The sequence below is a fragment of the Leclercia sp. UBA5076 genome, assembly GCF_002416465.1.
Lineage (GTDB): Bacteria > Pseudomonadota > Gammaproteobacteria > Enterobacterales > Enterobacteriaceae > Enterobacter.
Window position 1 is genome coordinate 71,397 of record NZ_DIAO01000021.1, and the last position, 15,128, is coordinate 86,524.

General features: G+C 56.2%; 16 protein-coding genes and 1 pseudogene. All 17 read left to right on the forward strand.

The genetic code is table 11. From position 1 onward, the window contains the following. Nucleotides 1-28: 28 nt before the first annotated feature. Nucleotides 29-1,088: pseudogene (locus B3X29_RS21525) on the forward strand (DUF2213 domain-containing protein); the annotation flags it as partial. A 350-nt stretch (nt 1,089-1,438) separates the two neighbouring features. Then, nucleotides 1,439-1,873 (forward strand): hypothetical protein, encoded by a 435-nt coding sequence (locus B3X29_RS21530; RefSeq protein ID WP_045332052.1) that lies wholly within the window; start codon nt 1,439-1,441, stop codon nt 1,871-1,873. A 9-nt stretch (nt 1,874-1,882) separates the two neighbouring features. Then, nucleotides 1,883-2,980 carry a major capsid protein gene (locus tag B3X29_RS21535; RefSeq protein WP_290567482.1) on the forward strand — a complete coding sequence of 366 codons (1,098 nt, stop codon included), beginning with the start codon at nt 1,883-1,885 and terminating at the stop codon, nt 2,978-2,980. 9 nt (nt 2,981-2,989) lie between these two features. After that, on the forward strand, nt 2,990-3,355 hold the full coding sequence (locus B3X29_RS21540) for a hypothetical protein (RefSeq protein WP_290567483.1): 366 nt from the start codon (nt 2,990-2,992) through the stop codon (nt 3,353-3,355). A gap of 76 nt (nt 3,356-3,431) precedes the next feature. Beyond that, the gene (locus B3X29_RS21545) at nt 3,432-3,812 is read left to right on the forward strand and encodes a DUF7370 family protein (protein ID WP_290567484.1); all 381 of its coding nucleotides are present in this window, start codon (nt 3,432-3,434) and stop codon (nt 3,810-3,812) included. Then, nucleotides 3,812-3,985 (forward strand): hypothetical protein, encoded by a 174-nt coding sequence (locus B3X29_RS21550; protein WP_290567485.1) that lies wholly within the window; start codon nt 3,812-3,814, stop codon nt 3,983-3,985. The genes B3X29_RS21545 and B3X29_RS21550 overlap by 1 nt, the downstream gene beginning before the upstream one ends. Next, nucleotides 3,985-4,341 carry a hypothetical protein gene (locus B3X29_RS21555; protein WP_290567486.1) on the forward strand — a complete coding sequence of 119 codons (357 nt, stop codon included), beginning with the start codon at nt 3,985-3,987 and terminating at the stop codon, nt 4,339-4,341. The genes B3X29_RS21550 and B3X29_RS21555 overlap by 1 nt, the downstream gene beginning before the upstream one ends. Nucleotides 4,342-4,737: 396 nt before the next feature. Further along, the gene (locus tag B3X29_RS21560; protein ID WP_097290140.1) at nt 4,738-5,178 is read left to right on the forward strand and encodes a hypothetical protein; all 441 of its coding nucleotides are present in this window, start codon (nt 4,738-4,740) and stop codon (nt 5,176-5,178) included. Then, nucleotides 5,175-5,558: a phage tail termination protein gene (locus tag B3X29_RS21565; RefSeq protein ID WP_151394758.1), complete on the forward strand. Its 384-nt coding sequence runs from the start codon at nt 5,175-5,177 to the stop codon at nt 5,556-5,558. Before B3X29_RS21560 ends, B3X29_RS21565 begins: the two co-directional genes overlap by 4 nt. Before the next feature lie 65 nt (nt 5,559-5,623). Beyond that, nucleotides 5,624-6,367 carry an Ig-like domain-containing protein gene (locus B3X29_RS21570; protein WP_290567490.1) on the forward strand — a complete coding sequence of 248 codons (744 nt, stop codon included), beginning with the start codon at nt 5,624-5,626 and terminating at the stop codon, nt 6,365-6,367. A gap of 60 nt (nt 6,368-6,427) precedes the next feature. After that, nucleotides 6,428-7,102, forward strand: a complete 675-nt coding sequence (locus B3X29_RS21575) for a DUF6246 family protein (RefSeq protein WP_290567491.1) — start codon at nt 6,428-6,430, stop codon at nt 7,100-7,102. A 107-nt stretch (nt 7,103-7,209) separates the two neighbouring features. After that, nucleotides 7,210-7,680 carry a hypothetical protein gene (locus B3X29_RS21580; RefSeq protein ID WP_290567492.1) on the forward strand — a complete coding sequence of 157 codons (471 nt, stop codon included), beginning with the start codon at nt 7,210-7,212 and terminating at the stop codon, nt 7,678-7,680. A gap of 56 nt (nt 7,681-7,736) precedes the next feature. Next, nucleotides 7,737-10,649, forward strand: a complete 2,913-nt coding sequence (locus tag B3X29_RS21585) for a tail protein (tape measure) (protein ID WP_290567493.1) — start codon at nt 7,737-7,739, stop codon at nt 10,647-10,649. Continuing rightward, nucleotides 10,649-11,119 carry a hypothetical protein gene (locus tag B3X29_RS21590; RefSeq protein ID WP_057107442.1) on the forward strand — a complete coding sequence of 157 codons (471 nt, stop codon included), beginning with the start codon at nt 10,649-10,651 and terminating at the stop codon, nt 11,117-11,119. Before B3X29_RS21585 ends, B3X29_RS21590 begins: the two co-directional genes overlap by 1 nt. After that, complete coding sequence (locus tag B3X29_RS21595) at nt 11,116-11,604, forward strand: DUF1833 family protein (protein WP_290567496.1); 489 nt, start codon at nt 11,116-11,118, stop codon at nt 11,602-11,604. The genes B3X29_RS21590 and B3X29_RS21595 overlap by 4 nt, the downstream gene beginning before the upstream one ends. A 9-nt stretch (nt 11,605-11,613) precedes the next feature. Then, nucleotides 11,614-11,994, forward strand: a complete 381-nt coding sequence (locus tag B3X29_RS21600) for a nitrite transporter (RefSeq protein ID WP_155024038.1) — start codon at nt 11,614-11,616, stop codon at nt 11,992-11,994. Further along, entirely contained in the window at nt 11,991-15,074 is a 3,084-nt protein-coding gene (locus B3X29_RS21605; RefSeq protein WP_290567499.1) for a host specificity factor TipJ family phage tail protein, read from the forward strand. Before B3X29_RS21600 ends, B3X29_RS21605 begins: the two co-directional genes overlap by 4 nt. The last annotated feature ends 54 nt before the right edge of the window (nt 15,075-15,128 follow it).

Consider the following 15,128-nt stretch of genomic DNA (forward strand, 5'->3'; position numbering starts at 1 on the left):
GCCTGAACCCCACCAATGAGGACCCAGCATGAAACGCAACCGCGTTAACGTGCTGACCGTCGTCAACTCCGCTTCAAACATCACCACTGAAACCATCGACGGCAAGCCACATATCGTGGTTCGCGGCATCACGCCTGTCGTGGACGATATCGTGATGAACCGGAAGTTGTACCCGGCAGCAGAAATCGAAAAGGCCTACAACACGCTCGAGCGTAACCCGATGCCGCTGGGTCACCCGAAAGTGGACGGCAGGCATGTGTCGGCGCGCGATGTCCGGGCGGTGAACGAGTACCACGTCGGGGCCTGGCTGCAGAACGTCAGCCATAAAGACGGGAAGGTGACGGGCGACATGTACGTTAATCGCCAGTACGCCGAATCCAGCGAGAAGGGCAAGCGCCTGATTAACCGCCTGGATGAGATGCTGGCTGGCACCAACGCCGACCCGATCCACATCTCCACCGGGCTGCTGTATTCCGGCATCGCCGCCAACGGCGAGTCGAAGGGCAAAAAGTACAACGAGATCGCCACCAACATGATGTTCGACCATGTTGCGGTCTTGCTCGATGAGCCTGGTGCTGGAACGCCGGATGAAGGTGTGGGCATCTTCGTGAATGCCGAAGGGGATGAGACTGAAATTGAAGTCTGTAACCTGCAAGACGCGATCGTCAGCGATAACCGCAAAGACGGTTGGCTGAACAAAATCAAATTCTTCGTGGCTAATGACGGCGGGATGTCTTTCGACGAGATCGCTGCATCACTGCGTGAGGCTATTCGCTCAAACACCTCAGATTCATGGCGTTACGTCGTCAGCATTTACCCGGACTATCTGATTTTCGAAGAAGAGAAGAAGAACACCTCTGGCCGGGCCCTATTCAAACAGAAGTACCTCATCTCTGACGGGGCCGTATCGCTCGTCGGCGAACCTGTAGAAGTCGTGCGCAAACCAACTGAGTACGAGATTAAAACCAACGGAGAGAACGATCCGATGAAAGAACTGATTATCAATGCGCTGCAAGCCGCTGGTAAGCCGACCGAAGGCAAGTCCGACGCCGAGCTGATGGACGCATACAACCAGCTGGCAGCAGAGAAGGCGGCCGCCAAAACCGAAACGCCTGAAGAGAAGGCTACTCGCGAAAAGGCAGAGAAAGAAGAGCGTGAGCGCGCCAACAACCAGGCGGAAGCCCCGGCATGGTTTAAGCCATTCGCCGACGATCTCGCCGCGGTTAAATCTGGCCTGACCGTTAACGCCGACAAAGAGAAGTCAGAGCAGCGAGCAGCGGTGAAAGCCAAGTTCCGCATGACCGATGTCGCAGTGAACGCGCTGGACGGCGAGCCGCTGAAAGAGCTGTTTGCTCAGTGCCAGACCTCAACCGGCCTGAATGGTACATTCCGCCAGGCTACCAATAACCAGTCAGTCAGCGAAATGCCGGAGTAAAAAATGGCTAAAGACGGAAAGCATATCATCCACGCCGGTGGCGTATTCCCTAATCCGCTGCTTAACCGTGAAGGCGCGGCCGCGGCATCTACTCCACCGGGCACCATTGGCTTCTTCAGCGCAACGGATAAATTCACTGCCTCTGTTGATGGCAATGAGGCTGCAATTCTCTACGTGGCCAACAAAGACTATCTGCGCTGCCTGTCTGTAGACGACGCTATTCCTGCTGGCGAGCTTGTCGTAGGTATTCAACCTCTGCCGGGCATGTTCCTTAACGTTCGCGCCGCAGCCGGTACCTACACCAAGGGACAGGCGCTCTCTATTGCAAACGGTCGAGTCAAAGTGGCTGCTGGCGATGAGTCAGTGCGCTGCTACGTCGAGGAAGACAAATCATACACAGCGGCAGCAGGCGATCTGCTTCGTGTCGTAATCAAATAAGGAACAGATATGTTTGTATTCTCCAAGTCTGTCGGTGAAAAGACCGGTAATCTCGCGGTAAACCAGGCGCAATGGCGCGCCCTTGAAATTGAACGAAACGCCAGTGCTCAGGCAGCAGCGGATTTTCTAGCGCGCACTCAGTTCCGTGGCGATGCAGAAAACGCTCCTTATCTCGACGCGGTGAACGCAGTTGACGATATCCGCCGCCTGTATCGCGCTTTCGACACAACTGTACTTCAGCAGTTCGAGCCGAATACCGAGTTCACCCTTCTGAACGATCTGATGCCGCTCTCTCGCTCAGTGCGAATTGAGCAGTCTCGTTATGATTACGCGCGTACTGGCGGCCGCGGCTGGGCTCATACTTCTATGTCTGGGCAGGTCGGCGCGGCGCTGGATGCTCGCAGCTATACCTTCGATGGCACCATGGTTCCTATCCACGATTCGGGCTTTAAGTTCGAATGGCGTGATCCAATCTTCAACAGCCCGCAGGCATTACAATCACAGTCGGATGCGCAGCGTGGTTCGGTTGAAGACGTTCGGCGGCGTTACGTTGACTACATCTTCAACGGCTTCCGCGACAAAGCTGGAAACTTTGCTGTGTTCGACGGTCTGACCTGGAAAGGGCTGCGTGACGATGAGCGCGTAGCGCAGATCGACCTTGGCGCTTCAGGTCTGAACATCGATTTTACCTCTGGCACCGCAACGTCTCAGGCTATCCGCGACGGGGCAATCGCGCTGCGTGATCAGATGCGTCGCGTGAACAACCAGTATGCGGAGCAGACCTGGTATGTATCCGGCGAAATCATCTCCAACCTGGAGCGCTACTTCTCCGACAATTTCCAGTCCGGCACGATCATGGATGAAATCCTGAAGCTGACCGGCGTTGCGGCGATTAAAGAAGACAGCCAGCTGTCAGGTAACGAAATCGTCATCGTTCCGCTGTCTGCTGGCGTCATTGCTCCAATCGTCGGCCAGGCTATCGGTACCGTTGCATCTCCGCGTCCGGAGTACAACAGCGACTACATCTGGCGCACATGGGGTGCGATGGGGTTGATGGTCAAGCAGGACATCAACAACAAATACTCCGTAATTCACGCATCAAGCTAAGGATAAATCATGGCACTGGTAGAAATCGTGGCAAGTAACCTGCACGCCGGTGCCAACCTCCGCAAACTGGAGGTTGGTTCGGTGGTGGATGTGGACGATGCAACAGCTGAGCGCTGGATCAGCACAGGCAAGGCGAAGGATACCGACAAGAAGAAAGGCGAGAAGCTTACCTTCGAAGTGGCTACTCCTTCCGCGCCTGCGGCAGATCTGACAGCTCTTCAAAAGCAACTCGCTGACGCTCTGGAGCAGAACCAAAAGCTAATCGCCGATGGTGAAGCAAAAGATAAGGCTCACGCCGACGCTCTGGCGGCAGAAACAAAACGCGCTGACGAAGCAGAAGCGGCGCTGATAGAAGCAACCAAGAAGGCGAAATAACCATGGCGCTTCGTGAGTTCGATAACCCATCTAAATCCCGCGACGAGCTGGATGAGCAGATCAAAGGTAAATAACCATGGCTGACCCAATCACGGCGGCAGACGTGCAGGCGTTCCTCGGTGAATTGGGTTACTCCATCCCGACGGTGCTGCTGGACCCGATCCTCTGCGTGGTGAACAAAATCATCCCGTGCCTCGACGGGGCCGGGTATGACGACTGCACCGCGAAGCTCATCCTGATGTACGCTGCCGCGCTGATGGCGACGTCGTCCGGCGCGCGCCGCATCAAATCGCAGGGTGCGCCGTCTGGCGCGTCACGCTCGTTTGAGTACGGCGACGACAGTATCACCTGGCTGCGCGATTCACTGGGCCGACTCGATACCAGCGGTTGCACCGGGGAGTTGCCAATCAGCGCCGGTAACAGCGTCGGAATGTTCATGGTTGTTGGGGGCTGCTGATGACGTGGACACCTGTAAGCGTCCGCCTGCCGCGTTCATTCACCCGCGTCTGGGTGCTGACTGATACCGGGCGGGAGACTACCGGCTACGTTAAATCGGACGGCGAGTGGTTCATCAACTGCCCGCGGATTCGCGCTACGGGCGCGATGGTGCTGCGCTGGAGGGAGGACTGATGTCATCAGCTGCAAACTGGTCCTACACTGCAAAAGCAACCATCTGGCGCAAAGGTGCAGGCGGCAGAGATGAGAACGGCGATCCCATAAACGGCTATGACGCGCCGGTAGTCATTATGGTCGATTATGAGGGTGGGCTGTCTAAGCGCATTGGTAACCTGGGCACTGAAATCGTCGTGAAGAATACCGTCTGGACGGAGTACGCGCTGGCTGACGCTGGTGATTACCTGCTGATTGGTGAATCTACCGACGCCGATCCGGTTGCTGCTGGCGCTGACGAGGTGCGGCAGGTTATCCGCTACGCCGACACTTTCGATCGAGTGGCGGATGATTTCGCCATCCTGACTGGAATTTGATAAACCTGTGTAATAATGGACCAAAGTATCAATGGGATGACAGGTAATGGGGTTTCAGTACTGGTTCACCGTATGCGCGGTCTTTTTGGTTGGTCCAATATCCTTGGCTCAATCATTTATCTACTGTCGTAGGGGCGTTTATACCAAAACATTCAAAGGAACGAGCCGAAAAGAGTACATTCACGTTGATGAAAAACCTATTGAATTTTGGTTCAGCATTATCTTTCACATGGTAATGGGCATGGCGATGATTATTTTAGGTTTCTGGCTCCTAGAGGACATCCCCGTGGTTAATCATTGGTATGCTGAAATCCGCGCAATGCTCCCTTTTTGATTAACCTATTGAATGTTACCAAACCTCGCAAATGCGGGGTTTTTTATTGCCTGGAGAAAACCATGGGCATCAAAGTTAAGGGCATCAGCCAGGCGAAAAAGCACCTCAACGACATCATCAACGACGTTCAGGGCCGGAAAGCTGTCCGCGCCATCCAGTCAGCGTTGATTCTTATTGGGGCCCGGGCCGCTTATTACACCCCCATCGATACCTCTACGCTGGTGAACAGCCAGTTTCGGGAAATTGATGCGGGTGGCGTGATTATTACCGGGCGCGTCGGCTATTCTGCCAACTACGCGGCGTATGTCCACGAGGCGTCCGGCAAGTTGAAAGGCCAGCCGCGTGCGCACTTCGGTACCACTCGGGCAGGGCAGGAGTTTGGCGGCGGAACCGGGACGGGGAACTATTGGGATCCGCACGGTGAACCTCAGTTCCTGACCAAAGGCGCAAACGAAGAGCGCGATGCTATCGATGCAGTGATGCGCAAGGAGCTTTCGCTATGACACCAATGATGCATGAGCGGGTGCGCAATATGTTCGGTGATGCTGGCCTGACAGCCGGATTCACGGTGCAGAAGTTGATGTACGACGACCCGGAAGATCTGACCCAGGCCGTGATGGTATTCCGGCCAAACGGTGGTTCGAACATCCGTCACGACCTTGGCTCTGAACATCACGTCCTCGTCGATGTGATCGGCGCGAAGGATAAGCGCGGCGACGCCGCCAATGCCGTTCAGCGCATCGTCGATTATGTTCAGGCCAATCCTATGGCCGATGAGTGTGTCGGCTACATCCAGAACATGGGCGCAATCCCTGCGCCAGTGCTTACGGCAGAAGGTCGGATAGTCTTTCGACTCCAGTTCGCCTGCACCTATGGCGAATAGCCATACCAACCAAATAGACCCGCTCCGGCGGGTTTTCTTTTTTTTACGTCAAAGAGGAAGTTTCTATGGCTAATTGCCAGAACTCGAACGAACGCCTGTTCGGTGGGGCTGTTGTTTTGGAAGTGAGTGACGGCTGCCCGGATGTCAAACCACTCGAAGCTGAGTGGAAGGCGCTGGCGGCCGGTACGTCGAAAGGCTTCGACTTTAACCCGAACTCGGTAACCTCAGATGCGGATGACGGCGGCGGCTATGTCGAAACCATCATCACCAACAGTGATTTTACCCTGAGCTTCGAGGGCGAGGTCCGCAAGAAGGATAAACTGGATCAGTACGGTGTCGGCAAATTCATCAAGTATTTCGCTGACGAGTTGAAGGCCAAGCGCCAGCCCGGTATCTGGGTGCGTATGGACTACGGCCCGGTAGAATTTATCGGCTACATGAACATCACGGCGCTGAGTTCTGACGGCGGTACCAACGATATCGTCACGTTCTCTACCGAGTTCAAAGTGGGCGATGCCAGCACCATCGAAGTTAACGAAGTGACGGCAGTGGCGGTGACCGGCGTAACGGTTACCCCAGCTACCAGCACCGGCGCGGCAGGCGGCACCAGCACCTTTACGGTGAACATCGCCCCGACCGACGCAACCAACAAAGACTTCACCGTAGCATCAACCGATCCAACCAAAGCCACTGCTACCGCCTCCGGTACCACTGTCACAGTGAACCGCGTCGCCGCCGGCAGCGCGCAGATCGTCATCAACACCGAAGACGGCAATTTTGTCGCAACCCATACCGTTACTGTCAGCTAACGGCCATTCCAAAGGGCGGCTGCGGCTGCCCTTGATAATGTTCGTTACCCGGGAAGGACCATGACAGCATTAATCGACATTGGCGAGTTTTCTGTCAGTGATGGCCGTGAAGGCGGAAAAGACTACCTGCTGCGACCGTCACTGATGGCTATGACGCGGATCGGCACTCCATCGGAGATTGTGCAGGCGTATGCCACGGTGCACGGTAGTGATGTTGCTGCCGTCATCCAGTTCTGCACTGACACGCTCGGCCGCTTTCCGGACTGGCTGTCGCCATCCATGAATCGCATCGCAGAACGGCTGCTATCGCTGAGCATGCACATCATGCAGGCCTGCTGTGATGACGACCTCACCCCGATGATAGGTGAATGGAAAGGCTGGAGCCGATACGTCGTTTACCGGCCCGGGCAGATGCCGAGGAACGACATCATCGTGCTGGCTCAGCACCTGATGCAGCATGGCATCGTAGGTAAGGCCAGCGTGCGCCGCCTGCAGCGGCATGAGTCAGGCGAAACGACGAACGAGTTTAAGGCCTTCGACTACATCAGCGCGGCGCGTAGCCACTTCGGCATGAACCGGGATGAAGCGGCGGCGCTGACCATGACCGAGTTCCAGTTGATGCTGGCGCAAAAATACCCTGACCAGAAGGGCTTCACACGGGAAGAATACGACGCGGTTGCTGACGATTACCTGGCGAAGCAGGCGGCGCGACGTGCGAAGGCGAATCAGAAGTAACCGGCATTCACTCCGGGCATCTATTGAGATCAATAAATCAGCAGTTGCCGTTGCGCCTGTGCTATTCCTGGGTAGGATGTTCATTTTTACCAATGGGGAATAGGGATATGAAGAAGTTATTATCGGCAGCGATTCTTATTTTTGCTGCGCCTAGTTTTGCAAATACTGACGCTGCTATTACATCAGCTAAAGCTGCGGTAACAAAGAAGTTAGAAGCTCGCTACAAGCCCGGCGAATGCGATAAATGGAAAGTAATGGCATCAGGCGGATCTATTGCGAAAGAGAATGCTATCGCAAAATGTGATAATGACTTCAATCCTGCGCATGGTCTTGAGTTTAGTTCATTAAATGTCAAAGGAGATGCTGAAGCAGAGACTGTTTGCGGCATTGTTAGCGGAAGAACGGACATCAGTAGGATCGGGGCACGATTTGTTTACGAAGTTAAATCAGGCTACGTAACACTAAAAACTTCCAAATACCCCTTAGCCTCACTTGCATCATCAGGTGAATTTGGTAAAAACCAAATTAAGATAGAAAATAAGCAATATGAATTATTGTCTAATTCTCATTGCAAGTAATTAATCAATATAAAAAACCTCGCTTCGGCGGGGTTTTTTATTGCCCGGAGATAGCAATGGCAAAAGAACAAAATGCTGGCAGCGTCGTCTATACGGTAAGCGCTGAGATCGAGCCCCTACTGATTGCTGGCAAGCAGGCCATTGATGTTCTGGATAAGCTGGATGCAGCCGCTCATCAATCTGGCAAGGGAATGGATAACCTGGACCAGAGTGCATCCCATACCGGATCAGCTTTCACCGAACTGGCTGGATATGCCAATTCAATGGATAACCAACTGCGCAAGCTGAATACCAATGTGAGCGGCATAGCTCGGGCAATGGAGGAAGCCCGGAGCGGTACTGAGGGATCTAACAGCGAGTTCAATCGCGCAGAATCCATCATCGAGGCACTGGGTAACCAGCTCGCAGTACTGGACGAGGCGCAAGAGAATGGTGCCCGTAGTGCCGCCGTCCTTGCTGCCCAGTTGCGTGCCGGGTCGAAAGCAACCGATGAAGAAAAGCAGAAGATCGGAGAACTAACCGGGCGACTGTATGACATGAAGACCGGCGCTGAAAATGGCGCAAAAGGCACTGGCAACTGGAAGTCCAGCATGCAGCAGGCAGGTTATCAGGTTCAGGACTTTATTATCCAGGTGCAGGGCGGGCAATCTGCTTTGGTAGCGTTCGCGCAGCAGGGGTCACAACTTGCTGGCGCATTCGGTCCTGGCGGTGCGATTGTGGGTTCTATCATTGCGCTGGGCTCGGTTCTCGCTGGCGTTCTGATCACTTCCCTTAATGGCGGCAAGAACGCCATGGATGCTTTGAAAGATGCGGCCGAGGCGATGGATAAAGTAATTACCATCTCTCAGAATGGTGTAGCTGCACTGTCAGATAAGTACGCGAACCTGGCAAGAACAAACGCCGAGGCAGCAACAATCCTGAGAAATCAGGCAATGATTGAGTACAACGCTGCCATAGCGAAGATCCCCAAATCAATCAACGATGCGTCAAGCTCTATTGTTGGTTTCACCGATAAACTGAAGACTTCATTTGTAGGCGGTATCGCCTCTATTGATGAATTCAACAAAAACCTTTCAACCGTCGGCGTAACAGCTGACACTTACTCAGTAGCCATGGAGCAGGCAAGGAACGCAGGGGCCAGGTTCACCGTTAACGCTAACGCGATCCAGAACACTGTAACCACGCTTGCGGATAAATTTGGCCTATCGGAACAGCGTGCATTCGAGCTAAGCAAGCAACTCTCTGATGTGGCTAACAACCCAACGCCTGAAGCGCTGCAAAGGCTGGTTCTTGAACTCCAGAGCACCGAGAGTTCGACAAAGTCAGGCGCTGATGCAATCAGGACCTTCCTCGGGCCACTTACGGAGCTTGTGCGAGTTGCTGGCGAGGCTCAGATCAATCTCTCCGGAATGAAAAAAGAGGTCGACAATCTCACCGCTGGCCAGAAAAACCTTATCAAGCAGACAGAACGCAACTTGGCACTGTCAAAATTGCAGGGTGAGGAGCGAGCGCGACTGCAGGCGCAATATGCAGCAGAGGATGCGGGATTTGCAAAAGATGATCCGCATGCCAAGCGCATGGAAGATGATGCCGCTGCCACGTACCGCAATACGCAGGCGCAAAAGACGCTTCAATCCGAGCAGAAGAAGGGCGCATCACAGGCTGAGTCCATTGCTCAGAAACTGGAAAATCTGAAACAGCAGGCAGAACTGGCCGCCGGTTCTGCGCAACAACTGAGCCGCGAACAGGCCATCCTCACTGCCCAGCAATCCCTGGGTGCAGCAGCAACTCAAAATGATCTCGAGCTTGCTGGTCAGTATGCCGCTGCAAAATGGGATACCGCAAACGCTCTCAAGGCTCAGGCCGCCGCTGAGAAACTCCTGCCGGAAGCGCGCGAAAACGCCAGCTATAAGCAGGATGTAGCGGATCTGAATACCGCTCTTGCTGCGAAGAAAATCAGTCAGGAGCAGTACAACGAGACCGCAGAACGCCTGGAGGCTACGCACCAGAATAACCTCGCCAAAATCCGTGCTCAGCAGGCAGTTACGCCCCAGCAGGAAGCGGCTGGCACTGTTGACCCGGTGCAGCAACTGGCAAACGAGAACGCGCGTAAGCTGGCGCTGATACAGCAATACGAGCAACAAGGCGTGTTAACCCATCAGAATGCGCTGGCGCTGCGAGCGGCCGCTGATACAGAGTACGAGCAGGCGCGTATCGCCGCCCAGTGGGAGATTTACCGTAATCAGAGCACTGCTAATGAACTGCTGGCTACCTCGCTGGAAGGCCTGCAGAGCGGGGCAACCAATGCCCTCACGGGATTAATCAACGGCACCCAGAGCCTGCAGGAGGCAATGGCTAACGTCGGCTCGACCATCATCAACAGCGTGATCGGAAGCCTCGTTGAAATGGGTATGCAGTGGGTTAAAAATCAGGTTATGGGGCAGGCAGCGGCGGCAGCCTCTCTGGCATCTACCATGGCGCAGGCAACTGCTGCAGCATCAGCCTGGGCGCCGGCAGCAATGAGTGCGTCGATCGCCACGTACGGCAGCGCCGCTGCTGTTGGTGAATCGGCCTACGCCGCTTCTCTTCTTTCCGCTAAGGGGTTAGCTGTCGCCGGTGCCCGCGAACACGGCGGCCCGGTATCGGCCAGCTCCATGTACCGTGTGGGCGAGGGCGGAAAGCCTGAGATTTTCAAAGCCAGCAATGGCAGCCAGTACATGATCCCCGGCGATAACGGTCGCGTCATCAGTAACCGGGATATGGGCGGTGGTGGTGGCGGGTTCAATTACAGCCCAACTATCCAGATCAACGGTAATCCGGATGAAAAAACCATTGCCCTGGTAGAAGCGGCAGTGGCTCGCGGTGGTAAGCAGGTATACCAGCAAATAAGCGGGGACCTTGCCTCAGGGAAAGGAAACGTTTCTAAAGGCCTGCAAAGCGGCTGGACCGCTAAAAGGAGGATCGGTTAATGGGTAAGCAAACCGACATCAATTACCCCCACGAGTACCTGCCAATGCCCCAACGCCCCGGGCATGGCTTCACCCCCGTCAGCCCCCTGCAGCGATCCACCATGACATCCGGCCGCACGCGCCAGCGTCGCAAATACACCTCTGTACCGACAGCGGCAAGTGTTTCGTGGGTGTTCACTGATGCCCAGGCGCAGCTGTTTGAGGTGTGGTATCGGGATGTTATTACGGACGGTGCCGCCTGGTTCAACATGCGCATACGCACGCCGCTGGGTGTTGGTGACTACGTGTGCCGGTTCGATGATATTTACGACGGACCGTTACTTTATGCGCTGGGATACTGGAAATTCACGGCAACACTCGAGCTGTGGGAACGTCCAATTCTGCCGCCTGGCTGGGGTAATTTCCCTGAGTTCATAGTCGGGCAGAGCATTATTGATTACGCGCTCAACAAGGAGTGGCCGGAAGCATGACAAGCCCAACACTCAACAGGCTGTATGCCAGCGGCGGCAGTGAGATCCTCTTCAACACGCTGCAAATTACCGTCGGCGGCCAGACTTACTGGCTGGTTGAGAACTTCGAGGATATCACTGCTGTAACGGAAACTGGCACATCGGTGAAGTTCGAAGCCGCGGCTATGGCCGTCGCGCTGCCAGCCAGAAATAAGGATGGCACGCAGGATCTGCAGTTCGTCATCAGCAACATTGACGGCATCGTTTCCACTGCAATACGTAACGCCCTGGCAAACCTCGATAGCGGCACGCTGATAATGCGGCAGTACATCTCAACCGATTTGAGCTTCCCTTCGGCACCGCCATTGGTATTCCAGATTAAAGACGGATACTGGAAAGCGACGGAGGTACAGATCAAAGCCGGTTTCCTGAATATTCTCGACACTGCATGGCCGCGCTACCGTTACACGCTCCCTGTCTTCCCGGGCCTCCGCTACCTCCAGTAGGAAATCACCATGTTCAATCCAGATAAATACCGTTCTGTCGAGTGGCAGAAGGGCGGGCGCGCTTACCCCGCGCTGGACTGCTTTGGCATCGTCAACGAAATCAGGCGCGATCTGGGTCTGGCTCCGTGGCCTGATTTCGCCGGAGTCACGAAGGATGATAACGGCCTTGACCGGGAGGCGCGCGGGCTGATGGCTGGCCTGACTCGATGTGAACCGGTCCCGGGCGCGGGTATTGCCTGTTATTCCGGTTCAGTGGTGACACACGTTGCCATCGTGGTCGAGATTGACGGCCAGCTGCGTGCCGCAGAGTGCAATCCCCGCACCAACGTAACTTTTCTGCCGCTGGCGCGGTTTGCGCGCCGCTTTGTCCGCGTGGAGTATTACCAGTGACGATCCGAATCTATCCGTCCCGCCTGCCGGGCGAACCGCTGGAAAAGCACGAACATGAAACGATGACCCTCAGCGCCTGGTTTGCGCAGAACGTGAAGGGCTGGACGCCGGATCAGCAGCACCCGGTCGCGGTTGAAATCGACGGCGTAACCGTCCCGGTGTCAGAGTGGCCACTGTGCGTTATCAAGCGAGAGACCGACGTCAGGATGTATCCGGTGCCCTACGGTACCGGCGCAGAAATCGCTATCTGGGTTGCCGTCAGCGTAGCCGTCGCCTCTGCTGCGTACAGCATCTACATGATGAGTACTATGTCGCAGGCAGGCGGCGGCGGTTCCCAGGCGGCCAGCGGTGACCAGATTGACCTCAACCCGGCCAAAGCCAACGCTGCGAAACTGGGTGATCCCATCCGGGAAATCTTCGGCAAGTATCGCGTCTGGCCTGATTATGTCGTGCAGCCGGTGAGCCGGTTCGTAAACGAGACCAGCATGGAAACCAGCATGTTCCTGTGCGTGGGTGTCGGCGACATGGTGATTAACCAGTCCGATATCCGGATCGGGAATACACCGATCTCCGCGTTTGGTACCGACGTTCGCTACACCCTCTACCCGCCTGGCGCCACGGTATCCGGCGACACGCGTACCGAAAACTGGTTCAACTCACCAGAGGTCGGGAATACGGGTTCCGGTACCGCCGGGCTGGATCTGGGCTCAAGCGGCCCCGAGACGGTCAGTATTATCGCTGATGCGCTGGTCGTGTCCGGGAACTCCATTACGCTCGTTGACGTATCGTCGTCTGGCGATGAGGAAATCCCGCCGTCTTGGACTGTCGGAACGGTGATAACCGTGCTGGCACCAAACTCCTATACGGTCGTTTCGTCCGGCGGTTACAGCGTGATTTATGGCGGGGTAGAGGAACTGGCTCCTTCCGTCGGTCTGCCGGTATCCCTCAACTATAACGGCAATGACTACGACCTGGTGATCGCCAGCTACGCCCCGGGCGTTCCGGCGGTGCCGGGCGTGGGCGGCAGTTCCGCGACTATTACCGCGAGCGCCGCGCCGACCACTTATGATTTCAGTGGGACGCCGGTGACATTCAGCCTGAGTTGGCAGGGCACGACTTACCCGGTATCGCTGGTGACCAACTACGTGACCATGTCGGGTCTGGTTTCCTCGATCACCTCCCAGCTCTCCGGCTCCGGACTGGTCGCGCGCGATAACAGCGGTCGGCTTGAAATCGGTGAGGCCAGCAGCCCGTTTGCTGGCGGGTCCATCACCAACAGCCCGTTGCCCGTTGCTGTGTTCGGTGATGCTCCGGTCAATACGGCTGGCGTGAAATCTACGGGCGGCACGGCGGAAGTCAGGGCACACATCACCCTGGCCTACAACAGCTCCACCGGCACGCCGTTTACCGGGCTGCCGGAAGGCATTCAGCGCTTTTCCCTGGGGCTGGCCGGGAATCAGTTCCGGATCACTGATGTGGACAGCCAGACAGTAACCGTTGAGCGGCTTACCGTCACCACCGGCCCGGGTGGTGAGACCATCACCACGCCGGATCCATCGTGGCCTGGATTCACTGAGCGTACGCTGCTGGATGCGACCGTGACGGGTGTCAGCGACGATTACGAATGGGTTGGACCGTTCCTGGCCTGCCCCGACGGTGAGACCTTGGACGCATTCGAGGTGAACATCAACTTTCAGAGCGGTCTGGTGCGTTACACCGACCAGGGGAATAAGCGCTCCATGCCGGTACGCCTGGTGATCCAGTATCGCAAAGTCGGCACCACTGCCTGGCAGCAGCAGTCTCCGTTTTATTCACGCAGCACCGAAAACCAGATCGGGTTTACGCATCGCTACAGCGTGTCGCCCGGTCAGTATGAGATCCGGATGCGCCGCACCGAACCGGTTAAGGGTGGCAGCACACGCGACCAGGTGTTTTGGCAGGCGCTGCGCTCACGGCTCAGCAAGCGCCCCACGAAGTACGACGGCGTCACCACCATGGCGCTGACCGTGCGCACAGGGAATCGCCTGGCGGCCATGTCCGATCGCCGGGTAAGCGTCACGCCAACCCGGATTTACAGCGGCGGCAGAACGGCGCGCAGCATCAGCGGGGCGCTTTACCATGTGCTCGAGTCGCTGGGGTTCACGGCCAGCCGGATTGATACGGCGGCGATTGATGCGCTGGAACAAACCTACTGGACGCCACGCGGTGAGAAGTTCGACTGGGCGAGCGGTGAGAGCAAATCAGCGCTCGAGGTGCTGCAGAAAATCACCAACGCCGGGATGGGCTATTTCCTGCTGTCTGATGGACTGGCGTCTGCCGGCAGGGAAGGGATTAAACCCTGGGTAGGCATGATCACCCCTCAGGAAACCACCGAGGAACTGCAGACCGCGTTTAAAGCCCCGTCACAGGACGATTACGACGGCGTGGATGTGACCTATATCAACGGCACCACCTGGGCAGAGGAAACCGTGCAGTGCCGGCAGCCAGGCAATCCAACACCGCTGAAAATCGAGAGCTATACGCTGGATGGTGTTCTGGATGAAGACCGCGCCTACCGCATCGGCATGCGCCGGTTGCTGGGCTACCAGCTGCAACGCCTGCAGCACACCACATCAACGGAAATGGATGCGCTCTGCTACGAGTTCATGGATCGCATTGTGCTGGCCGATGACATCCCCGGCAGCCAGACACTGAGCTGCCTGATTACCGACATGACGTATGACAGCAGCAAAATCACCATGACGCTCAGCGAGCCGCCGGACTGGTCGTTCCAAAGCCCGCGCGTGATTATCCGCCATCAGGATGGCAGAGCATCGCCAATGGTTGTGCCGACACGCATTGACGACTTCACCATCTCGGTGCCGTACAGCGCCGTGCTGGAGCCGGAATTGTGGGCGATGAACGACGCGTACATTGAGCCACCGCGTCTGCTGTTCTGCTCATCAGTTCGTGTGCCATATGACGCGCTGGTGGGGGAAATATCTCCGGGTAATGACGGTATCAGCCAGGTCACTGCCATCCAGTACCACCCAGGGAAGTACGCCTACGACGACGCCACCTACCCCGGCGACGCTGCTTAACACCAAATCAAAATTATCTGACCCGCTTCGGCGGGTTTTTTTATGCCCGGAGCG